The organism is Tenacibaculum xiamenense, from assembly GCF_964513065.1.
Classification (GTDB): Bacteria; Bacteroidota; Bacteroidia; order Flavobacteriales; family Flavobacteriaceae; genus Polaribacter; species Polaribacter xiamenense.
This window is the reverse complement of record NZ_CAZEQU010000042.1, coordinates 525,964-550,349: the sequence shown is the minus strand read 5'-3', so window position 1 is coordinate 550,349 and position 24,386 is coordinate 525,964. Positions and strand designations below refer to the sequence as shown.

19 protein-coding genes are annotated in these 24,386 nt (G+C 31.8%); 16 read left to right on the top strand and 3 right to left on the bottom strand.

All coding sequences use genetic code 11. From position 1 onward, the window contains the following. Position 1: 1 nt before the first annotated feature. The gene (locus ACKTTV_RS22060; RefSeq protein ID WP_408033040.1) at positions 2 to 1,039 is read left to right on the top strand and encodes a chorismate-binding protein; all 1,038 of its coding nucleotides are present in this window, start codon (positions 2 to 4) and stop codon (positions 1,037 to 1,039) included. Between the two features lie 123 nt (positions 1,040 to 1,162). Here the strand turns inward: ACKTTV_RS22060 and ACKTTV_RS22055 are convergent, their stop codons facing one another. Together ACKTTV_RS22055 and ACKTTV_RS22050 are read right to left on the bottom strand one after the other, a co-directional pair. Beyond that, the gene (locus ACKTTV_RS22055; RefSeq protein WP_408033039.1) at positions 1,163 to 1,516 is read right to left on the bottom strand and encodes a PUR family DNA/RNA-binding protein; all 354 of its coding nucleotides are present in this window, start codon (positions 1,514 to 1,516) and stop codon (positions 1,163 to 1,165) included. Between the two features lie 90 nt (positions 1,517 to 1,606). Beyond that, the gene (locus ACKTTV_RS22050) at positions 1,607 to 3,361 is read right to left on the bottom strand and encodes an ABC transporter ATP-binding protein (RefSeq protein ID WP_408033038.1); all 1,755 of its coding nucleotides are present in this window, start codon (positions 3,359 to 3,361) and stop codon (positions 1,607 to 1,609) included. Between the two features lie 152 nt (positions 3,362 to 3,513). Between ACKTTV_RS22050 and ACKTTV_RS22045 the strand changes: the two genes are divergently transcribed. The 12 genes from ACKTTV_RS22045 (at position 3,514) to uvrB (ending at position 18,942) form a co-directional block, all read left to right on the top strand. After that, the gene (locus tag ACKTTV_RS22045; RefSeq protein WP_408033037.1) at positions 3,514 to 4,614 is read left to right on the top strand and encodes a Glu/Leu/Phe/Val family dehydrogenase; all 1,101 of its coding nucleotides are present in this window, start codon (positions 3,514 to 3,516) and stop codon (positions 4,612 to 4,614) included. A 78-nt stretch (positions 4,615 to 4,692) separates the two neighbouring features. Continuing rightward, on the top strand, positions 4,693 to 5,631 hold the full coding sequence (gene nusB, locus ACKTTV_RS22040; RefSeq protein WP_408033036.1) for a transcription antitermination factor NusB: 939 nt from the start codon (positions 4,693 to 4,695) through the stop codon (positions 5,629 to 5,631). Between the two features lie 39 nt (positions 5,632 to 5,670). Continuing rightward, complete coding sequence (locus ACKTTV_RS22035) at positions 5,671 to 6,141, top strand: DUF1573 domain-containing protein (protein ID WP_408033035.1); 471 nt, start codon at positions 5,671 to 5,673, stop codon at positions 6,139 to 6,141. Beyond that, entirely contained in the window at positions 6,141 to 6,461 is a 321-nt protein-coding gene (gene yajC, locus ACKTTV_RS22030) for a preprotein translocase subunit YajC (RefSeq protein ID WP_408033034.1), read from the top strand. The genes ACKTTV_RS22035 and yajC overlap by 1 nt, the downstream gene beginning before the upstream one ends. 49 nt (positions 6,462 to 6,510) lie before the next feature. Beyond that, a complete protein-coding gene (locus tag ACKTTV_RS22025; protein ID WP_408033033.1) occupies positions 6,511 to 7,440 on the top strand; it encodes a CdaR family protein in 930 nt (309 codons plus the stop codon). 1 nt (position 7,441) lies between these two features. Next, the gene (gene coaE / locus ACKTTV_RS22020) at positions 7,442 to 8,032 is read left to right on the top strand and encodes a dephospho-CoA kinase (protein ID WP_408033032.1); all 591 of its coding nucleotides are present in this window, start codon (positions 7,442 to 7,444) and stop codon (positions 8,030 to 8,032) included. A gap of 145 nt (positions 8,033 to 8,177) precedes the next feature. Beyond that, positions 8,178 to 9,713, top strand: coding sequence for a sensor histidine kinase (locus ACKTTV_RS22015; RefSeq protein ID WP_408033031.1), 1,536 nt, complete (start codon positions 8,178 to 8,180; stop codon positions 9,711 to 9,713). 14 nt (positions 9,714 to 9,727) lie between these two features. Beyond that, the gene (locus ACKTTV_RS22010) at positions 9,728 to 10,426 is read left to right on the top strand and encodes a response regulator transcription factor (RefSeq protein WP_408033030.1); all 699 of its coding nucleotides are present in this window, start codon (positions 9,728 to 9,730) and stop codon (positions 10,424 to 10,426) included. 115 nt (positions 10,427 to 10,541) lie between these two features. Then, positions 10,542 to 11,441, top strand: a complete 900-nt coding sequence (locus tag ACKTTV_RS22005) for an ABC transporter ATP-binding protein (protein WP_408033029.1) — start codon at positions 10,542 to 10,544, stop codon at positions 11,439 to 11,441. A gap of 13 nt (positions 11,442 to 11,454) precedes the next feature. After that, positions 11,455 to 12,291, top strand: coding sequence for an ABC transporter permease (locus tag ACKTTV_RS22000; protein ID WP_408033028.1), 837 nt, complete (start codon positions 11,455 to 11,457; stop codon positions 12,289 to 12,291). A gap of 49 nt (positions 12,292 to 12,340) precedes the next feature. Continuing rightward, entirely contained in the window at positions 12,341 to 16,882 is a 4,542-nt protein-coding gene (locus tag ACKTTV_RS21995; protein ID WP_408033027.1) for a T9SS type B sorting domain-containing protein, read from the top strand. Positions 16,883 to 16,950: 68 nt separating this feature from the next. Next, entirely contained in the window at positions 16,951 to 18,942 is a 1,992-nt protein-coding gene (uvrB, locus tag ACKTTV_RS21990; RefSeq protein ID WP_408033026.1) for an excinuclease ABC subunit UvrB, read from the top strand. A gap of 176 nt (positions 18,943 to 19,118) precedes the next feature. On the opposite strand, the gene sucC is transcribed toward uvrB, so the two are convergent. Continuing rightward, complete coding sequence (gene sucC / locus ACKTTV_RS21985) at positions 19,119 to 20,321, bottom strand: ADP-forming succinate--CoA ligase subunit beta (RefSeq protein ID WP_408033025.1); 1,203 nt, start codon at positions 20,319 to 20,321, stop codon at positions 19,119 to 19,121. Positions 20,322 to 20,568: 247 nt separating this feature from the next. Here sucC and ACKTTV_RS21980 point away from each other — a divergent pair, with 247 nt between their 5' ends. The 3 genes from ACKTTV_RS21980 to ACKTTV_RS21970 all read left to right on the top strand — a co-directional run bounded on the left by ACKTTV_RS21980 (position 20,569) and on the right by ACKTTV_RS21970 (position 24,367). After that, a complete protein-coding gene (locus ACKTTV_RS21980; RefSeq protein WP_408033024.1) occupies positions 20,569 to 23,055 on the top strand; it encodes a DUF5916 domain-containing protein in 2,487 nt (828 codons plus the stop codon). 80 nt (positions 23,056 to 23,135) lie between these two features. Next, positions 23,136 to 23,795 (top strand): ABC transporter ATP-binding protein, encoded by a 660-nt coding sequence (locus ACKTTV_RS21975; RefSeq protein WP_408033023.1) that lies wholly within the window; start codon positions 23,136 to 23,138, stop codon positions 23,793 to 23,795. A 23-nt stretch (positions 23,796 to 23,818) separates the two neighbouring features. After that, positions 23,819 to 24,367, top strand: coding sequence for a CPBP family intramembrane glutamic endopeptidase (locus ACKTTV_RS21970; RefSeq protein WP_408033022.1), 549 nt, complete (start codon positions 23,819 to 23,821; stop codon positions 24,365 to 24,367). Positions 24,368 to 24,386 lie beyond the last annotated feature (19 nt).

Sequence of the window (24,386 nt, the reverse complement as noted above, 5' to 3'; positions counted from 1 at the left end):
ATTGAATATTTTTAAGAATATTGAAAAATCTTTGATTAAGAAACACCCTTTTGTTTGCTACAGAAAACCTAATGATACTGTTATTTCCTCTTTTTTTCAAAATGATGATAACCTGTACCTTGATAAAAATTTAAACTCTAGTGGTTTTGTTTTTGCTCCATTTGATGATAAAAAAGAAACTATAATTATCCCAAAAGAAAACTCAACTTTATTGCAAGAATTTTATTCAGGGAGTAATATATCTATTACAAAAACTGCTAATTCAAAAGATTATAATTCCAAAGAATCTCATGTTAACTTAGTTGAAAAAGGTATCCATGCCATTCGAAATAGTAAATTCAAGAAAGTTGTATTATCAAGAAAAGAGACTGTTAATCTTAAAGATGATACTAATATTTTAAGGCTGTTTGATACCTTGTTAAATAGTTACCAAAACGCTTTTGTTTATGTTTGGTTTCACCCTAAGGTTGGTCTTTGGTTAGGAGCTACACCTGAAACTTTGGTTAAAATTAATGATCATAGCTTCGAAACTATGTCTTTGGCTGGAACTCTTCCCTATATCGAAAACATCACTCCTAAATGGACCTCAAAAGAAATTGAAGAACAACAATTTGTTACAGATTATATTATTGAAAAGCTGACACCTCTATGTGACACCTTAAATGCCAATAAAACAGAAACTATTAAAGCAGGGACATTACTACACTTAAAAACAAAAATTCAAGGTCAATTAGCTGTTTCACATTCAAAATTAATAAAAACATTGCATCCAACGCCTGCTGTATGCGGGCTACCTAAAGAAGCTTCTAAGCAGTTTATCATTGAAAATGAAGACTATGAACGTTCTTTTTATACGGGTTTTTTAGGAGAATTGAATATTAATAAAAGTACTGAACTCTTCGTAAATCTTCGCTGCATGGAAGTTAAAAGCAGTAAAGCTATGATCTATATTGGAGGAGGAATAACTAAAGATAGTATTCCCGAAAGAGAGTGGGAAGAAACCACTGAAAAAGCGATGGTAATGAAGCGAATTATATAAAAAAATCACCTTAGTGACATAGTCACAAGGTGATTTTAATTGTGTAAATTGAATTTGAATTGAATTTTCAGTCGAAAATTTTTCGACCTATTTCATAAGTATTAATAACTATGTAAATAGTTATTAAATATCTTCAAAAGAAACATCAGTAAAGCTCTCTGTTGTAGCTTCTACTACTTCTTCTTTTCTGTAATCTTTTTGATGACGCTCACTAATAACTTCTTCACCTTTTTCTTTTACAATATATCCAGTTGCTTTTTCTAGCATCTCTTTAAAATCTGTAAAATCTTCTTTGTATAGGTAAATTTTATGTTTTTGGTAATGGAAAGATCCATCATCATGAGTAAATTTTTTACTCTCAGTTATAGTTAAGTAGTAATCATCTGCTTTTGTAGCTCTCACATCAAAAAAATATGTTCTTCTTCCTGCTCTTAAAACCTGTGAAAAAATTTCTTCTTGTTCTACTCTCTCGCTCATAATTCTTTATCTTAAGTAATAAATAATAGTTGTTTTGTTTAGAATTGCTCAACAAATCTAACAAAATATTTCACTTGACAATGCGATTCGCTATATTTCTTTTTCTAAAAGTTGCTGTTCATACAACTCTTTATAGTACCCTTCCTCTTCTATCAATTGATTATGAACGCCTTCCTGCACTACTCTTCCACTATCTAGAACTATAATCTTATCTGCATTTTTAGCTGATGAAATTCTATGACTTATAATAAATGTTGTTTTGTCTTTTGATACTCTTTCTAAATTCGATAGTATTTTCTCCTCAGTTTCAGTATCTACCGCCGATAAACAGTCATCAAAAATTAAAATCTTCGGTTCCTTAATAATTGCTCGGGCTATTGATGTACGTTGTTTTTGTCCTCCAGACAATGTTACTCCTCTTTCTCCTAAAACTGTTTGATATCCATCTTTGAATCCAATAATATTGTCATGAATAACGGCACTTTTAGCAGCTTCAATAATTTCTTCCTTGGTAGCATCAGCCTTTCCAAATTTTATATTGTTTTCAATAGTATCCGAAAATAAAAAAGGGTCTTGAGGAACAAAGCCAATTTGGCTTCTAACATCGTTTAAATTACAGTCTTTTATATCAACACCATCAATCAATACCTCACCTTCCGATGAATCGTATAGTCTAGAAATTAGGTTTACTAAAGTCGACTTTCCGCTTCCTGTTTTCCCTAAAACAGCAATTGTTTCGCCCTGCTTAGCCTCGAAACTAACTTTTTTAAGAGCTTCAATATTTGTATCATCATAAGTTAATGAAACATTCTTAAATTGAATACGTCCATTAATTTTAGTTGGCTCTTCCAATGAGTTCTGAATTTCAGGAACCTGCTCTAAAAACTCATTGATTCTTTGTTGAGAAGCTTCTGCCTGTTGAACAATCGATGTAACCCAACCAACTATAGCTACTGGCCATGTTAAAATATTCACATATAAAAAGAATTCTGCAACAACACCTATTTGAATTTTCCCATCAATGTATTGTTGTCCTCCAACATACAAAACAATAATATTACTGATTCCAATAAGAAGAATCATTAATGGAAAGAATAACGCCTGGACTTTATGTAATTCAATATTCTTTTCTTTACTAACATCCGCTAGCTGATCAAAATTAGCGATTACAGCCTTTTCTATTGCATAAGACTTTACAACGTTAATTCCAGAAAAAAACTCTTGGTTATATGTTGTCAGTTTCGATAAGTATTGTTGTACAATGGTACTCCTCTTATTAATTTGCTTGCTGAGTACAAAAATTGAAACGGAGAGCACTGGAAAAGGAATCATTGTATACAATGCTAGCTTTGGTGATATGCTGTACATTTGAGTAAACCCAACTATAAACGACAAAATCATGTTTAAACTATACATGATTGCTGGTCCAAAATACATACGAACTTTCGACACATCCTCACTAATTCGGTTCATCAAATCTCCAGTCCTATTTTTCTTATAAAAGTTAATAGATAATCTTTGATACTGTTTATAAATTTCATTCTTTATATCAAACTCTATCAATCTTGACATTACTATAATAGTTTGACGCATTAAAAATGTTAAAAAACCAGCAACCAAAGTAACACCAACAATTAGCAACACATCATATAGTAATTCCTTTTTAACAACGGCTAAATCGGTAATTCTTCCATTTAAATAATCCTCTACTGAGTTTAGAGAATTTCTAATTATTACTGGAATTTTTAATGCCAAAAATTTAGATAAAATGGTAATAATAATACCACCCAATAATCTCCATTTATACTTAAAAAAATACTTATTTAAATATTGTAATGCTTTCAAACTCTATCTTTTTTTACCCCAAAAACGGTTTTAAACCGTTAAAGATTTAATAATTACGTAACCTTTTTTTGATTATGTTTTGATGATTTCATATTTTTGACCCCTAATTTTTTGGGATTATCGAAATAAACTCAAAACTAAACTTATAACAAATGACATCAGAAATCATTGATACTAAAGATCTTAAAAACGACCCAGTCTTTGGTCAATTATCTTTCGACAATCATGAGCAAATCGTTTTTTGTAACGACGAAGATACAGGTTTAAAAGCAATAATTGGTATTCACAATACAACTTTAGGACCAGCTTTAGGTGGAACTAGAATGTGGCAATATAAAAATGAATGGGAAGCTTTAAATGATGTATTACGTTTATCTCGTGGTATGACCTATAAGTCAGCCATTAGTGGTTTAAATCTTGGTGGAGGAAAAGCCGTTATTATTGGTGATGCCAAAACACAGAAGAACGATGAGTTGATGAAGCGTTTTGGTGAATTTGTTCACTCTTTAAGTGGAAAGTATATTACTGCTGAAGATGTAGGAATGGAAACTCGTGATATGGATATTATGAGAGAAGTAACTCCTCATGTAACTGGAGTTTCTGAATCAATTGGCGGTTCTGGTAATCCATCACCTGTGACGGCTTATGGTGTTTATGTTGGAATGAAAGCAGCTGCTAAATATAAATTTGGTTCTGATAGCTTAGAAGGTAAAAAAGTGTTAGTTCAAGGTGTAGGTCATGTTGGTGAAACTTTAGTGAAACATATTACTGATGAAGGTGGTCAAGTTATCCTTAACGATATCAACGAAGTACGTTTAGAGGAACTAAGTAAAAAATACAACGCTAATGTTGCCTTAGGTAACGATGTTTATGGTTTAGATGTTGATATTTATGCTCCTTGTGCTTTGGGTGCAACTTTAAATGACAGAACTATTAGTCAATTAAATGCAAAAATTGTAGCTGGTGCTGCTAATAACCAATTAGAAGATGAAGTAAGACACGGAAGGTTATTACAAGAAAGAGGTATTGCTTATGCTCCTGACTTCCTAATTAATGCGGGAGGTATTATTAATGTTTACGCTGAAGTAGCAGGATATGGTAAAGAAGAAAGTTTAAAAAGAACTGAAAATATTTACAATACAACATTGGAAATATTTAATCTTGCCGAAAAAGAAAACATTACCACTCATAAAGCGGCATTTAACATTGCTCAATCTAGAATTGATGCACGTAAAAAAGAGCTAAATAGCTAATATAAAAAGAATAAAATTTTTACTTTTGCAGAGCGTTAGAAATTAATCTATCGCTCTCTTTTTTTAAAGTTCTTTAAAATGATAAATAGAAGACATATTCGAGTTAAGGTAATGCAATCTGTTTATGCAATGCAGCAGTCAAACAGTCAAGACTTAGTTAGAGAAGAAAAATTTTTAAAGCATAGCATTCAAAAAATGTTTGATTTATATGTTTTAAATTTACAGTTACTTGTAGAAGTACAAAAATTAGCTCGGAAAAGAATAGAGCTTTCAAAAAAGAAAATTCTTGCCACAAAAGAAGATTTAAATCCAAACACAAAATTCGTTAATAATCGTTTATTAAACATTCTAACCGAAAGCGTTAGCTTAGAGGGGTATATTGAATTGAATAAACTTAACTATTGGGATTTAGATGACAAGTATGTGAAAATTATTTTAGATCAACTATTAGAAAGTGATCTTTACAAAAAGTACATGGATACTGTAGAAGACTCATACAATGTTGATCGTAGTTTTGTTATTAATTTCTTCAGAGATATTATTGCTCCTAATGAGAAAATAGCTGACTACTTTGAAGACAAAATGATTTCATGGGTTGACGATATGCCTTTTGTAAATACTTGGATTTTAAAAACCTTAAATAAACAATCTCCAAAGAATCCGTTTATACTTGGTAGTTTATATAAAGATGATGATGACAAACAATTTGTTTCTGATCTATTTAACAAAACAATATTAAATCATCATAAGTACGAGAACGATATTAAAGAAAAGACTCCTAATTGGGAAACCGATAGAATAGCCGACGTTGATATGATATTGATTAAAATGGCCGTTACGGAGTTTTTACATTTTGCTTCAATTCCTAGTAGGGTAACCATTAATGAATATATTGAACTTGCAAAAGATTATTCTACCAACAAAAGTGGTCATTTTATCAATGGTGTTTTAGATAAATTAGCTAAAGAATATCTAGCTTCAAACGCTATGGTAAAAATTGGAAGAGGATTATTATAAGAAATTATTATTTTTACACCTATTAAATTTAATTTAATCATGAAAAAACTAGTAGTAACTCTAACAATTGCGATATCAACTTTAGCATTTGTTTCTTGTACAAAGGGAAATGCTAAATCAAAAATTAATAAAGAAAATGTAGCTAACGCTACCAAAAGAGATAGTGAAATTAGCAAAGGAGCGCCTGTAGCTTCATTCGATAAAGAAACTTTCGACTTTGGAACTGTTGCTGAGGGAGAAGTGGTAAAAACTACTTTCGTAATTACCAACAATGGAAAATCTGATTTAGTTATTACTGATGCTAAAGCTACTTGTGGTTGTACAGTACCTGTTTGGCCAAAAGATCCTATTGCTCCTGGAACTACAGGAAATATCGAAGTAAGTTTTAATACAAACGGAAAACCTAATAAACAATCTAAGTCTGTTACTCTTTATACAAACACTGAAAAAGGAACTGAAGTAGTAAAAGTGACTGGAATGGTTACACCAAAACAAAAAAATAACTCATAATGTTAACAAACGCAATTTTTTTACAAGCCGAAGGTGGTGGAATCATGAGCATGCTTCCTTTCATTTTAATGATAGGAGTATTATACTTCTTTATGATTCGCCCTCAAATGGCAAGACAAAAAAAAGAAAAACAGTTTCAATCTTCAATTAAAAAAGGGGCAAAAATTGTCACTTCAAGTGGTATTCATGGAAAAATTGTCGACATCAACGACAATGACAATACTGTATCAATTGAAACTGGAGCAGGTAAAATTAAATTCGAGCGATCAGCAATTTCAATGGAGCTTACCAAAAAATATGATCCTCAAGCGAAAAAATAATTTAAAAAGTGAGCAAAATTGCTCACTTTTTCTTTAAATACCCTTTATTTTGTCTAAGGCCTTTACAATCCCTAAATCATTCTTGGGCTTTTTAATAGCTTCTCTTCTCTTCTGGTTACTTATGAATCTTTCTAAAGAATATGTAACCGATATCAACTTGGACGTTTCCTATCAAAATATTGAGCAAGACAAATTAATATTAAACGAACCTCCAAAAGAAATTAGTTTATCTGTAAAAGCTAACGGCTTTAAACTTATAGGAACGAGTTTTGTTCATAAACCTATAATTATTGATCTAAAAAACCTTACGAGAAAAACGGATTCCACCTATTTTCTTCTCAGTAAAAACCTAATACCAGAAATTCAAAATCAATTAAAGTCTGGGTTAACTCTTAACAAAGTAAATGTAGATTCAATATTCTTTAACATCAACAAACTTCATTCAAAAAAAGTTTCTATAGAGCCAAACATTAACATAAGCTATAAAAAGGGATTCGATTTGGCATCTTCAATAAAGCTAGTTCCAGACTCAATTGTTATTTCAGCAGCAAAGGCATTATTAGATACTATTGAAAAAGTAAAAACCGAAGAAATAGAACTAACAAATGTTTCTAATAATGTAAAAACAAAAATCAATATTGTAATTCCTGAAAAAGTAAAGACAAAATATAGCAAAGCGTCTCTGGAATTTAAAGTAGATAAGTTCACTGAAGGAAAAATGGAAGTTCCTATTTCTATTATCAATTTACCCAAAAAAAAATCTGTGAACATTTTTCCAAAAACAGTTACTATAATATACAAGGTTGGACTTGAGAATTTCAATAAAATAGATTCTAACTTTTTTGAAGTCTATTGTGATTATAACGAATCTTTAAAAAACAACCTTCCTTATTTAGTTCCTAAATTAAAATCAAAAATAAATATAACATCATCGGTCAGAATAGTTCCGAATAAAATAGATTTTCTAATTCATAAATAAAATGGTTGTAGGATTAACAGGAGGTATTGGTAGTGGAAAAACCACAGTTGCTAAGATGTTTGAGAAATACGAAAATGTAATCGTTTATTACGCCGATATTGAAGCTAAAAAATTAATGAATTCCTCTGAGACAATTAGGGTAAGTTTAATTGAACAATTTGGAAAAGACACATATTTAAATAATGAACTTAACCGCCCTTATTTGGCCGACATAGTTTTTAAGGATTCAGCAAAACTTAAAATACTTAATAGTATTGTTCATCCAGAGGTATACAAGCACCTTAATAAATTCATAAAAGATAATAAAGACAAAAATTATATTGTTTACGAAAATGCAATACTATTTGAAAATAAAAGCGATGCATTTTGTGATAAAATAATAACAGTTACAGCACCTTTAGATGTTAGAATTAATCGCGTTGTAAAAAGAGATAAAACCACTCAAAAAGCTGTTAAAAACAGAATTAAAAATCAATGGAGTGAGGACTTGAAAACCCTACAATCTCACTATGTTATTATTAACAAAAACCTTGAAAACACTGAATCTCAGGTTTTTAAAATTCATAATATTTTAACAAACACTTTGTATTAATTTAACCATACTTTACAATATTTCTTAATTTTTTCTTAATTTTATATAATATTTGTTAATCTAAGTTAAAACAAAATTACACTTGGGTTTATTGAATTATTTTTGAAAAATGGGCAAAAAAATCTTCATTTTAATTGTTGTTTTAATGAGTATCTCATTGGTAGGAATAATATCGGTACAGGTGTATTGGATTAAGGATGCCATTCGTAATAAACAAAAGCAATTTGATAATGATGTAACGGTTGCGTTAAACCGAAGTTCAGAACGAATAAAAGACAAGGAATTAAAGAATTTTGAAGTCTATGTTGCGCAATTTAAAAAGAATGGCGTATTTAGGAAAAATGCAGAGTTTAAAAACTTTATGTTTCAACTTATTGACACAACTGCAAAGTCGAAACTCACCTTCTCTTCAACAATTTTAGAAGAAAACTTCAAAATACCTTCCAAATTCATTGATAATGACACTATCCTGATTAAACAGATATCCGGTAAAAATGATGTTTATTATTCTCAAGCTTTTACTTCGACTAACGAAGAATTTGGAACACCTACTTTGAAAGAAACTAGATATTCATTTCGAGACTCACACTCTGACCTAAATTTACAACAGTTAGAGAAGGCATATCGAGAAACACAAAAATTAAACCTAATTCAAAGAAGAATTACAAATAAAGAGTTAAATTCAATATTGAAAGAAGAATTTGCAAAACGTAATATTACACAGGAATTCAAATATGGTGTTTATGATGATGGATTTGCAACACCTTTAAAATCAGGGTATTTCAATATAGAACCAAAGAAAAACTTTTACTATCCATTGTTTGGAGATGAAAATGGAAACAGTAAGTATAAACTGTATATAAAATTCCCAAATAGAAGTGAGAATCTTATTTCGGGAATGATGAAAATTTTATTGCTCTCTTTATTGTTTATTGGTATAATTATTGCGGCCTTCTCGACGTCTCTTTATCAACTAGTTAGACAAAAAAAGATATCTGAAATTAAAACGGATTTTATAAACAATATGACCCATGAGTTTAAAACTCCCATCGCTACCATCAATTTGGCTTTGGATGCCATAAAAAATCCAAAAATTATTTCAGATGAAGAGAAAGTTAAGCGATATGTTCAAATGATTCGTGATGAAAATAAGAGAATGCATGGACAAGTAGAAAACGTTTTAAGAATATCGAAATTAGAAAAAAATCAAATTGAAATAAGTAAGGATGCTATTGACATGCACGACATTGTTAATGAAGCCATTGAACACATTAAATTGTTAGTAGCAAATAAAAATGGATCAGTAACAACTCATTTTGAAGCTATTTCTACCGAAGCTCTTGGTAACAAGTTTCATTTGACAAATGTAGTTGTAAACATACTTGAAAATGCAGTCAAGTACTCTGAAAGTGAACCTAAAATTGACGTGTTTACTGAAAGTACAAATAAATATTTTATCTTAAAGATTAAAGACGAAGGAATTGGAATGAGTAGAAATGCTCAAAAATATGTTTTCAATAAGTTTTATAGAGAACATAAAGGAAATATACACAACGTAAAAGGACACGGTCTGGGATTAGCATATGTAAAAGAAATTGTTGATAACCACCAAGGAACTGTTTACGTTGAAAGTGAAAAAAGTAAAGGAAGTACATTTACAGTTAAATTACCATTAATATAAAATGAAAGGATACAATGGGAAGTAAAAAAATTCTATTAGTAGAAGACGATCCGAATTTCGGAACCGTGCTCAAAGATTATTTAGCCCTCAATGATTACAATGTAACGCATGCAAAAGACGGGATTGATGGATTAATTATGTTTAAAAACACAGAGTATGACCTATGTATTTTAGATGTAATGATGCCAAGAAAAGATGGTTTCTCTCTAGCAGAGGACATTCGTACAACAAATAAAGAAATTCCTATTATTTTCTTAACTGCAAAAACATTAAAAGAAGATGTTTTAAGAGGATATCAAGTAGGAGCTGATGATTATTTAAACAAACCTTTCGACTCGGAAGTATTATTGCATAAAATAAAGGCAATCTTACAACGTAAAGAAAGTGAGAAATCAACAGATAATGAAGAGTTTGAATTTAAAATAGGTAAATTCGATTTTAACTCTAAACTACGTCATTTAAGTTTTGATGGAAACGAACCTCAAAAACTTTCTCCTAAAGAAAGTAAATTATTAAGAATGTTAGCGGTTCACAAAAACGATTTAATGCCACGTGAACTTGCTCTAACTAAAATATGGAGAGATGATAATTATTTTACATCTCGAAGTATGGATGTTTACATTGCAAAACTGAGAAAGTACTTAAAAAGCGATGAGGATGTTGAAATACTAAACATCCATGGAGAAGGTTTTAGATTAATTGATAAATCTTAATCCAAAATTATTTACTTACTACATATAGAAAAGCTTCCTTATATTTAGGAAGCTTTTTTATTGTAACAAAAAAATAGAAAAGTCGTCTTAATTACATAACATAAAAAACATGAGCTTGGAAACTATACTATCAATTAAAAACCTAAATAAAAATTACGGTCGAATTCAGGCAGTAAAGGATTTATCTTTTGATATACAAAAAGGTAACATCTATGGTATTTTAGGTCCGAATGGAAGCGGAAAATCTACCACTCTTGGAATCATATTAAATGTGGTTAACAAAACCTCTGGTTCATTTAGCTGGTTTAATGGAAATACATCTACCCACCAAGCTTTAAAAAAGGTAGGAGCTATTATTGAGCGTCCCAACTTTTATCCTTTTATGACCGCTACTCAGAATTTAGAGTTAATTTGTAGAATAAAAGGAGTTTCTTACGATAAAATTGACGAAAAGCTACAAGCTGTAAACTTATTTGAAAGAAAAAACGATAAGTTTAAAACCTATTCTTTAGGTATGAAACAGCGCTTAGCTATTGCTTCAGCGTTACTAAATGATCCTGAAATTTTGATATTAGATGAGCCTACAAATGGTTTAGATCCTCAAGGTATTCATGAAATTCGTCAAATTATTAAATCTATTGCTAAAAACGGAACTACCATTTTATTAGCCTCACACTTGTTGGATGAAGTTGAAAAGGTTTGTTCACATGTTATTGTTCTTAGAAAAGGAGAAAAACTTTACAGCGGTAGAGTTGAAACCATGGTAGCATCAAATGGTATTATTGAAGTAAAAACAGAAGATGATATCGAAAGCGTTGTTAATGTATTGAAAAATTATCACGAAACTGCTAGTGTTAATATTGATGGTGATCTCATTATTATTCAACTTGAAAACGATATTTCGGCAGCAACTTTAAATAAATATCTCTTTGAAAAGAATATTGCAGTTTCTCATTTAGTAAAAAGAAAACCAACATTAGAGCAACAATTTTTAGATTTAACTAACAACAACTAAACCACTATTACGCATGTTTCGACTTTTAAATATTGAATTTCATAAACTAAAACATAACAGAGCCAGTAGAGTTCTTTCAATCATATATTTTGCGCTATTAACATCAATTGCATTAATCGCAGCAATTAAATTTGATATTGGCCCTATTAAATTTCATTTAGCCGAGCAAGGTATTTTTAACTTTCCATATATCTGGCATTTTAACACTTATGTAGCTGCTATCTTTAAATTCTTTTTACTATTAGTTATCGTATCTATGATGGCCAATGAATATAGCTATAAAACACTCAAACAAAATTTAATAGACGGTTTAAGTAAAAAGGAATTCATCCTATCTAAATTTTATACGGTTGTTGCTTTTGCCTTTGTTTCAATGGTATTTGTATTCGTAACCTCATTAGTTTTAGGACTTATCTATTCAGATTTTAACGAACTATCAATTATTTTATCGGACTTAGACTACCTTCTAGCATTTTTTGTAAAATTGGTTGGTTTTTTCTCTTTTGGATTATTTTTAGGGATATTAATTAAACGTTCAGCTTTTGCAGTTGGAGCGATGATAGTATGGTATTGTGTAGAATGGCTTATTTATGGAATACTTGGATGGAAAGTAGTTAACAATTGGGATACGGCTCAAAGTATTAAAAACTTCCTTCCTTTAGAAGCAATGCAAAACCTTATTATAGAGCCAGGGTCTAGATTAGGTGCCGTAAAATCTATAGCAAATCAAATTGGTACAGAATTCTCAAAAGACTATTCTGTTAGTTTCACTAACATTATAATTGTGTTAATTTGGACCGCTATTTTTATATATTTATCGTATTTTTTGTTAAAAAAGAGAGATTTATAAAGGGTTTTAAGTAGTTTAGCTGTTATAATCTTGGGAAGATTTACTAACAATGAGAAAACTACAATTACTATCACTAACTTTATTTATAACATTTTTTACCTACGCTCAGAAAGAAGCCAACATTTGGTACTTTGGAGAAAATGCCGGAATCGACTTCAATACTGTACCTCCAACTGGAATTACCAATGGGGTTTTAAACACACTTGAAGGCTGCTCCTCTTTTTCCGATGCAAATGGTGATCTGTTATTTTATTCCGATGGAATTACCGTTTGGAATAAAAATCATAATATAATGAACTACTCGAATGGTAACCTTGCAAATAATTTAAAAGGAAACCCTTCGAGTAGTCAATCAGGAATGATTATTCCAAAGCCAAATTCAAACAGCATCTACTATTTATTCACCGTTGATGATGGTCCAGATAGAGATTTTGACGGAAATATTATTCAACCTGCACAAGGATTTAATGTATACACTATTGATATGTCATTAAATTCAGGGCTAGGAGAATTAATTGATGAAAATGGCAATGGAAGCTTTTTTACAAGTTTATCACAAGGAAATCAAGGTATCTGGACTGAAAAAGTTGCTGCTGTAAGAGGTACAGAATGCAACACCTTTTGGGTAGTTTCTTCAACTAGTTCTCAGTTTTATGCTTATAAGGTAACTGAAACTGGAATTGATTTAACTCCAGTAATATCTAATGTATCCAATAATCTTTCGAGACGAGGTTACCTAAAGTTATCTCCCGACGGAAAAAAGTTAGCAGTGGCCAATCAAGGAAATAATGAGTCTTTTTTATTTACTTTTAATAACACTACAGGTCAAGTAATTAACGATGGTAAAACACTTACTAGCTTCACTGATAATGAACCTTACGGTGTTGAATTTTCAAGAAATTCTCAAAAACTATATATTTCAACAACTGCTTTCTTTACTGATAACATTAACATTCCAAGTACTTATAAACTTTTTCAGTTTGACTTAACTCAAACGAACATTTCTACAACAAAAGAGTTAATTCACGAGCAAAATGGCTTTAGAGGAGCGTTACAATTAGGTCCGGATGGAAAAATATATGCCACTATTCCTCAAACCTATAGTACTCCTTCGGGTTTTACAACACACCTTGATGTTATAGAAAACCCCGACTCAGATGCAGATGATATCATATTTACAATAGATGCTATTAATTTAAATGGAAGAAAATCTACTCAAGGATTACCTCCTTTTATTTCATCTTTACTACTTCCAATTGAAATTAAAGATCAAAATACCGGAGTTGCTGTAAATAATCAAGACCTACAGTTTTGTATTGGTGATTCAAAAACAATAGCTCCAGATCCCGTTTCTGGAACAAATGTAACATATGAATGGACCTTTGATAATGGAACTACGACATCGACCATTTCCAATAGCATTACTCTTAATTTAGGACCATTAACAACCAACGACGCTGGAGAATACAAATTGATTGTAACACGCATTGATGATTGTGGTAATACAGTTGAACAAGAAGGGGTATTTAAAATTGAAGTTTATGAAGCTACAAGCGCTTCGCAACCCAATGACATCAACTTTTGTGATCTTGATAATGATGGATTCAATGCCTTCGATTTACAAACTGATGTTACCCCTCAAGTTTTAAATGGGCAGAGCGCTACAGCATTTGAAGTTACCTATTTCTTGAATCAAAGTGATGCTGATAATAACACAAATGCTTTAGCAAACCCTTACACTAATCAAACAGCTTTTAGTAATCAAACAATATATGCAAGGATGCACAACATAGCTGCTCCAGATGCCTGTTATGATATTAAAACATTCAATCTAAGTATCACTGGAATACCTACTCCACAAACTCCGGTTAATTATGAAGTATGCGACGATTTAACTAATGGAGGTGATACCGATGGGTTTTACAACAATTTTCTTTTAAATACAAAAGACTCCGAAATTTTAGGAAGTCTGAATACTTCATTATACTCAATCACCTACCACAAAACATTGACTGGAGCACAAACTGATAATACAACCGATATTATTGATAAGGACACTCCATATAGAAATGAAACTGCAAATACACAAACAATTTATGTTAGAATAGAGAACAATAACAATATAGCTTGTAATGACTCATCTGTTACTTTTGATTTGGTAGTGAATGCCCTTCCTAATATCAATAGTGTTGTTGAATTAAAACAATGTGACGATAATACGGATGCTTTTGCCGATTTTAATTTAGAAGAAGCCAGAAGTGATATTTCAAGTAACTATCAAAATGAAACTTTTGTTTTTTACGAATCATTAAATGATGCGCAAAACAACTTATCACCAATTACAAACCCTACGGTTTATAGAAACGCCACTGCAACCTCAGATAAAGTTTGGTCCACGGTAACAAATGCTAATGGGTGTGTAAAAATTGCTGAGATAAACCTAACAGTTTCTACTACGGGAATTCCTGCTACTTTTCAAAGAACTTTTAATACTTGTGATGATTTTCTAGATGCCAATGGAAATAATTCAGCAACAAATAGTGATACTGATGGTATCAGTAGTTTTAACTTTAGTTCAGTAGATATCGAAATAAGAAACATGTTTACTGCTATAGGGCAACAGATTAATGTGACATATTATGAAAATGAAGCAGACGCACTTGCCGAACAAAATGCCATTCAAGATATTTCTAATTTTAGAAACATAAACTCACCAAACACTCAACAAATTTATGTTCGTGTAGATAGTGATCTAGACAATGACTGCTTAGGGTTGGGACATCATATTACTCTCAATGTTGATCCTGTTCCTCCAGCCAACAGTGTAAATAATATTGAATTTTGTGATGACTTTGTTAGTGGGGCTTTTGATGATGGAATAAACATAGGTATTAATCTTAGGGACCAAGTTACTTCTATTCTTGGCTCTTTATCTCCTTCAGACTATACAGTTACATTTCATATAACCGCTGCTGACGCAAATACAGATAGTAATCCAATTGTAAATGATACCAATTTCACAAATACAGTTAGAGATAATCAAACAATTTATGTAAGAGTAGAAAATAACAATAGTGGATGTTTTAATGATCATATATCCTTTAATATTATTATTCACCCGTTACCTACAATATCTAACACTATCCCAAATCTAGAAGTATGCGACATCCCTACATCTAGTGATAGTGACCCTAGAAATAGGCTTGCTCAAAACATTGCTTTAGGAGATAGAGATGTTGATGTTCTAAATGGTAGAGATGCCACTCAATTTCAAGTGAGTTATCATAAAACAGCTCAAGAGGCTCGTGATGGGACAAACCCATTATCTAAAACAAGTTATTCTAACGATCCTTTAACAACCAACTTCCCATCAAGTTTAACAAGTGATGATCCAGCTACAGAAATAATTCATATAAGTATTTTGAACACTACAACAGGATGTAGATATGGGATATCTACACTACAATTAGTTATTTATCCTGAACCTAACATTCCTTTAAATATAAACAACTACGTCGATTGTGATAATACCACAGACAGTAGCAGTGATGATACAAATGGTATTAACGGTAATGTTTCATTACAAACTAAAATTCCTGAAATTTTGGCAAATTACGCATCTTCAGAACATGCTAATTACATCGTTACATTTCATGAATCTCAAGCCGATGCACAAACAGGAAACAATGCAATTAATGGTAGCACTTATGAAAACTTAAACAATAATCAAGAGATTTTTGTTCGTGTTGCAAACAATCAGACTGGATGTGTAAATGATAATTTAAGTTTTAATATTATCATAAATCCATTACCTAATTTCACAGTAGATTCACCTGTAATAGTTTGTTTAAACAACCCTCAAACTCGATTAGAGTCTTTGAATCCAATGGCTGATTACGATTATGAATGGAGATTGAAAGGGAATAATACTATTTTAAGTAATGATTCTTTTTTAGACGTTACTAATGGTGGTATTTATGTTGTTAAAGCAATTATGAAAGACGGGACTAATTGTGAAAGAAACATTGAAATCACAGTTAATGAATCTATAAATCCAACTCTAAATGAGGATGATATTGTTGTTGTTGATGATACTAATAATAACGGGCTAAACACCTATTCTATTAAAGTTGTTACTGAAAATAATAATTTAGGAATTGGAGATTATCAATTCTCTTTAATAAATGAAACAGGAGACCAAACCTCTTTTCAGGACGAACCATTATTCACTGATATTACAGGCGGGATTTACACTGTTATTGTTAATGATAAAAATGGTTGTTCACCGGATGCTAGTCTTACAATCTCCGTTATACAATACCCTAAATTTTTAACTCCAAACAACGATGGTTACAACGATACTTGGAAAGTAAAGGGGGCTAATTCTAGCTTTTATCCAACTAGCAGTATTTATATATTTGATAGATATGGAAAACCAGTTGCAACCATTCCTGTTGACGGAGAAGGTTGGGATGGAACGTTTAACGGAAACACACTGCCTTCCGATGATTATTGGTTTAAGATTCACTTAACAGATAAAAAAGGGAAAGACTATTTCCATAATGGTCATTTCTCTTTATTAAGAAAATAATCTTTAAAAAATAAGTTTTTAAGAAAATAGGGATAGTTTTGAAATAAAACTATCCCTATTTTTGTTATATGAATTTCGACTTACAATCTGATTTCAAACCTACAGGAGATCAACCACAAGCAATAAAACAATTAGCTCAAGGAATTGTTAACGAAGAAAAGTATCAAACTCTATTAGGGGTTACTGGATCTGGAAAAACCTTTTCTGTAGCAAATGTAATTGCAGAAGTAAATAGACCTACTTTGGTATTAGCTCATAACAAAACTTTGGCCGCTCAGCTATACTCAGAGTTTAAGCAATTCTTTCCAAATAATGCTGTTGAATATTTTGTTTCTTATTATGATTATTATCAACCAGAAGCCTATATCCCTGTAACTGGGACGTACATAGAAAAAGATCTTTCCATTAATGACGAAATAGAAAGATTAAGGATTAGCACTTCTTCCTCACTATTATCTGGACGAAGGGATGTGTTAGTCGTTGCTTCGGTTTCTTGTTTATATGGTATTGGAAACCCTATTGAGTTTAAGAAAAACGTTATTACAATTGAAGTCGACCAGCAAATTTCTAGAACTAAGTTTTTACACCAATTAGTGACAAGTTTATATGCAAGAACTGAAGTCGAAATAAAAAGTGGAACCTTTAAGGTAAAAGGGGATGTTGTTACCATTTACCCTTCCTATGGTGATAGCGCATATCGTATTCATTTTTTTGGTGATGAAATAGAAGAAATCGAAACTTTTGATATTGAGTCTAATGAGACAATTGCCCGATTAGATCAATTAAATATCTATCCTGCCAATTTATTTGTAACCTCGCCAGATGTGTTACAAAACGCAATACATCAAATTCAAGATGATTTGGTTAAGCAATTTGATTATTTCAATGAAATAGAGAAACACCTTGAAGCAAAACGTTTAAAAGAACGTACTGAATTTGATTTGGAAATGATTAGGGAGTTAGGCTATTGCTCTGGGATAGAAAATTATTCTCGTTATTTGGATGGACGAGAAGCAGGAACAAGACCTTTCTGTTTATTAGATTATTTTCCAGAAGATTATTTAATGGTCATTGACGAAAGTCATGTTACTGTACCTCAAGTTCATGCAATGTATGGTGGTGATAGAAGTAGAAAAGAAAATCTTGTTGAATATGGTTTTAGATTACCTGCCGCCATGGACAACAGACCTTTAAAATTTGAAGAGTTTGAAATACTCCAAAATCAAGTAATTTATGTCTCAGCTACCCCAGCGGATTATGAATTACAAAAAACAGAGGGATTATTTGTTGAGCAAGTCATTCGCCCAACGGGTCTTTTAGATCCAGAAATCGAAATACGTCCAAGTCAAAATCAAATTGATGATCTTATCGAAGAAATTCAAATTAGAGTAGAAAAGGATGAACGAACTTTAGTTACTACTTTAACCAAAAGAATGGCGGAAGAACTTGCTAAATATTTAACCAGAATTCAAATACGTTGTCGTTACATACATTCTGATGTCGATACGTTAGAAAGAGTTGAAATTATGCAGGACTTGAGAAAAGGATTGTTTGATGTTTTAATTGGTGTAAACCTTCTTCGTGAGGGACTAGATTTACCTGAAGTTTCTTTAGTAGCAATATTAGATGCTGATAAAGAAGGTTTTCTTAGAAGTCATCGTTCATTAACACAAACCGTCGGTAGAGCGGCTAGAAATGTTAATGGAAAAGCTATTATGTATGCCGACAAGATAACAAATAGCATGCAAATGACTATTGATGAAACTAATAGAAGAAGAGAAAAACAGATTAACTACAACACTAAAAACAACATTACCCCAAAACAAATCAATAAGAGAATTGATGATACACTTTCTAAAAAGGCCATAACAACCTATCAATATGATAATGCGGCTCAAAAAGCAGCAGAACAAGATTTAGAATATTTACCAAAAGAAGAAATAGAGAAGCGAATTAGGGATAAACGCAAACAAATGGAGGAAGCAGCCAAAGCCCTTGATTTTATCGTTGCAGCTCAATTAAGAGATGAAATAACTTTGCTAAAGGAAAAACTGAAATAATTTTCTTAAGGACAAGCTTTTGAGAGTTTTATAAAAATAACATTGTCAAAAACTTTAAACTTTTACGAACTAATCAGCTCTCAAGATATTTACCCAGTAGAGAGTAAATAAAAAATAATCCCCTCATTGTACAATGAGGGGATTTTATTTATCTAACTAAGAATTAATTGTGGCAATTAAGCCTTTACTTGAAGTACTTCTTGTACTTTATCAGCAGCTTCTTGGAACTCAGTCGCTGAGATGATTTCCATTCCACTGTTATCAATTAATTCTTTTGCTTCTTTAGCATTTGTTCCTTGTAAACGACAAATGATTGGCACGTTTATTTTATCTCCCATGTTTTTATATGCATCAACAACACCTTGAGCAACACGGTCACAACGTACAATACCACCAAAAATGTTTACTAAAATAGCCTTTACATTAGGGTCTTTTAAAATAATACCAAATGCAGTTTCAACACGTTGCGCATCAGCAGTACCACCAACATCTAAGAAGTTAGCTGGCTCTCCTCCTGCTTGCTTAATCAAATCCATAGTACCCATTGCTAAACCAGCACCGTTTACCATACATCCAACGTTTCCGTCTAAATCTACATAGTTTAATCCAGCTGCTTTTGCTTCAACTTCAATTGGATTCTCTTCACGTAAATCACGCATTTCAGCATAATCTTTATGACGATACAAAGCGTTTTCATCTAAAGTAACTTTAGCATCAACAGCTAAAATCTTGTCATCAGATGTTTTTAATACTGGATTAATTTCAAATAAAGAAGAATCTGACTTTACGTAAGCAGTATATAATGCCGTTACGAACTTAGTCATATCCTTAAACGCAGCTCCTGATAAACCTAAGTTAAAGGCAATCTTACGAGCTTGAAAAGGCAATAACCCTGTAGCAGGATCAATTTCTTCTGTAAATATTAAATGTGGAGTTTCTTCTGCAACCGCTTCAATGTCCATACCTCCTTCTGTAGAATACATAATCATATTCTTACCCGAAGCACGGTTTAATAAAACAGACATATAAAACTCATTAGGTTCACTATCTCCTGGATAATAAACATCCTCAGCAACCAAAACTTGATTCACCAATTTTCCTTCTGCTGGAGTTTGAGGAGTAATCAACATCATTCCTAAAATGTCATTAGAAATACTATTTACCTCATCTAAGTTCTTCGCTAACTTAACTCCACCTCCTTTTCCACGTCCACCTGCGTGAATTTGAGCTTTTATTACATGCCATCCAGTTCCTGTTTCTTCAGTCAATTTCTTTGCTGCTTCAACAGCTTCTTCTGGAGTGTTTGCCACAATTCCGCGTTGTGTACGAACGCCAAAACTGCTTAAAATTTCTTTACCTTGATATTCGTGTAAGTTCATTAGATAAGAATGTTTTTAAAGTCGAACAAAAATACAAATTCAATTTGTAAAACATCATAAATTGAAGTTTATTTTACTGGATTTATTACAATTAATATTCTGTTAAGGAATTCCTTTTTTTACATTTTTTTAACATTTCAACTGTAACGATGCAATTTTTAACGTGTCTTTACAGTAATTAACAACATTTTATGAATTCTTTGGGGGATTCATAAATAATTTAGCATTTCACTACATTCAATCAACTATGCGTAACAATATTGTATTACTGTCGCTAGTGTTTTTAGTTATTCCACGAATATCAAAAGCACAGACATTAAATGCGAATCGGAAAAGAATTTCTGCAACCAGAATTTCTAAGGCTCCAAAAATAGATGGCAAAATCAATGATGATGCCTGGGATAAAGCAGAAGAAGCTTCGGACTTCATTATGTTGCGTCCAGACAATGGTAAAACCGAACCTAGCACTCACAAAACTCGGGTAAAACTAGTTTATGATGATCAGGCTATTTATGTCAGTGCCGAAATGGAAGCTCCGGATCCAAGCAAAATCCCTGCTGAATTTACCAATAGAGATAATATCGGTAATGCTGATTTCTTTTTAATGACAATAAACCCAAATGACGATGGGCAAAACCCTTTCGAGTTTATTGTTACTAGCTCTGGAGTTCAAGCGGATGCGAAAATTTCTAATGGAGATGAAGACTTTAATTGGAGCGCCGTTTGGGACAGTAGTGTTCGTTTTACTGAAAAAGCTTGGATAGTTGAAATGAAAATTCCTTATCGAGCACTCAGGTTTGCAAATGAAGCTGTTCAATCATGGGGTATAAACTTTCACAGAAGAGTTCAAAATTTAAATGCTCAATTCACATGGAACCATGTTGACAATCAAGTTGGAAGATGGACCCAATATGATGGGCTTCTTGAAAACTTAAAAGATATAAAACCTCCTACTCGTTTGATTTTTTACCCTTATGCTTCCTCTACTGTAAAGATTAACAAAGGTAAAAACGATTTCGATTGGAGTGTTGGAATGGATATTAAATATGGGCTTACAGAAAACTTTACCTTGGATGCAACATTAATACCTGATTTTGGTCAAGTTGCTTTTGACAATGTAGTCCTAAACTTAGGTCCCTTTGAACAACAATTTACTGAACAAAGACAATTTTTTACAGAAGGAACAGAGCTATTTAATATAACAAACTTGTTTTATTCTAGAAGAATTGGTGGAAGTCCAATCGATCAATTTGATGTTAAAAGTCAAATAAGTGATGATGAAGAAATAATTGACAATCCTAGTAAAGTAGACATGCTGAATGCAGTAAAAATATCGGGACGAACGAAAAAGGGTCTTGGTATTGGTTTTTTTAATGCAATTACAGCCAAAACAGAAGCTACGGTAAGAAATAAAACAACCAACGAAACTAGAACATTGGTTACCAACCCTTTTTCTAATTATAATATTTTAGTTTTAGATCAACAGTTTAATCAAAATTCTTTTGTTTCGTTGATCAACACAAATGTAACTCGAGTTGGTGAATTTAGAGATGCAAATACTACAGGAATCAAGTGGCATGTTGAAGATAAAAAGAGTACCTATAACATCGATGGTTCTTTTAGAATGAGTCACCTATCCGATGATGACACAAAACCGAGTGCTGGGTACACTTTTGATACTAGCATTGGTAAACATGCTGGAAATTGGAGAGGAGAAATTGGATACAACTTCCAAAACAAAGATTTTGATCCTAATGATTTTGGAATCTTTTTCAGAAACAACCAACAGAGAATTTATGGTTTCCTCGGCTATCGATTATTACAACCGAAAGGTATATTCAATAATTACGGAGTTAACTTTTATTATAATGTAAACTTCTTACACAATCCAGGAACTTATGTTGGCGCTAACGGAGGACTTTCATTTTGGTCAGAAACTAGAAAGAGATTCGGATTTGGAGGAAATTTAAACTTTAGTACCGAGAGAAAAGACTTTTTTGAGCCAAGACAAGGAACTCGAAGTGGAATCTACTTTAAAGCTCCGCAAAGAATAAATATAAACCACTGGGGGTCTACCGATTATAGAAAAAAGTTTGCTGTTGATTATAACTGGTTTTACAACTTCTTTAAAGATAATCCTAAAGAAGGATATGGTTTCAGATTTGCCCCGAGATATCGATTTAGCAATCGCTTTTCATTAGTATATGGTTTCAGATACAGTCAAACCAATAGAGATCAAGGATACGTAAGAAAAATCAGTGAGAGCTATGCAAACGATAACCCTCAATATTCAGCTATAGAAGGTGATATTATTTTTGGAGAAAGAGATTGGACAACATATAATAACACACTGACAGGGAAATACAGCTTTAGTGCACTCTCTTCTTTATCACTAAGTTTTAGGCATAATTGGAGTAAGGTTCCTTATTATGATAACAATTTTTATAGTTTAGATGAAACCAACGGTAATTTAGTTGCCAGTATTTATAATGAAGATCATGATCGTAATTTTAATAGTTGGAATATCGACTTAAACTATGTTTGGCAATTTGCTCCAGGAAGTCAGTTAATAGCATTCTATAGAAACTCAATTAATCCAAGCAATAATTTTGCTCCTGCTGACATTAGTTTTGCTGATAATTTGAGTAGACTATTTGAGCAAGATATGCAGCATACTTTTTCTCTAAGGCTTGTTTACTTTATCGACTATAACAACCTAAAAAACATACTATAAACTTTATTAAAGGAGATATACCGTCATAATAGACCATATCTCCTTTCTTTTTTATACATTCGTCCTATAAGATTCTTGTTATGATCAGTGCTGAAAATATTCATAAAAGTTACGATAGTGTAGAGATTTTAAAAGGAGTACATCTTCATATTGAGAAAGGAGAAGTTATTGCCATTGTTGGTCCTTCTGGGGCTGGAAAAACAACACTACTTCAAATTTTAGGCACTCTTGACTCTCCTGATGACAAAAAGAACTTTTCCTTAACTATAAATGGAAAATCAATAAAAAATCTAAATGATAAAGAAATCTCATTATTCAGAAATCAACATATAGGCTTTATTTTTCAATTCCACCAGCTTCTTCCTGAGTTTACCGCACTTGAAAATGTTTGCATTCCAGCTTTCATCGCAAAAAAAGGGAAAGCTGAAACCGAAAAAAAAGCAAAGGAATTGCTTAATTTTTTAGGATTATCTCATAGAGAAAATCACAAACCTAATGAATTATCGGGTGGTGAACAGCAGAGAGTGGCAGTTGCTCGTGCCCTCATTAATGACCCAGCAGTTATTCTTGCAGATGAGCCAAGTGGAAACCTTGACTCTAGCTCGGCTGAAAATTTACATGAACTTTTTTTCAAACTAAGAGATTCCTTTGGTCAAACATTTGTAATTGTTACGCACAACAACGAACTAGCAACCATGGCCGATAGAAAGTTAGTGATGAAGGATGGAGTTATTATCTAACTGTAAAGTACTACTCTGAATTAATGAAATCCACATTTCAAGAACTTTTGTCATATTTGAAAGCTCCTACATTGGAAAAAGACGCTAATGACGGTCTATTTTATAGATTTCAAAAGTTAGTTCACCTTCTTATGATTTGCATTCTTACGGGAATGATTTTGAGCCCTATTTTTGGAATAATCGAAAAATTCAAGTTAATCGATCTAGACAATCATGCCGTTGAAAAGTTATTAGAATCTGAATCAAAATTGACCATTTTCTTCATTACCGTGATAATGGCTCCCGTCGTGGAAGAATTAATCTTTAGAGGTCCTCTTACATTATTTAAACAGCAACGTTTGTTTAGTTTTATATTTTACTCCTTTGCCTTTTTATTTGGGTTGGTTCACATTACAAACTATGAAATATCAAGAAATGTAATTTTACTTACACCTATATTAGTTGCTCCTCAATTTATTTTAGGAACATATCTTGGCTTTATAAGAATTCGTTTTGGACTGTTATGGAGTATTCTTTTGCATGCCTCCTATAATGCATTTTTTATGTTTATTACTTTTGTAGCTGAACCATAAATTAATTTTCAAACATACT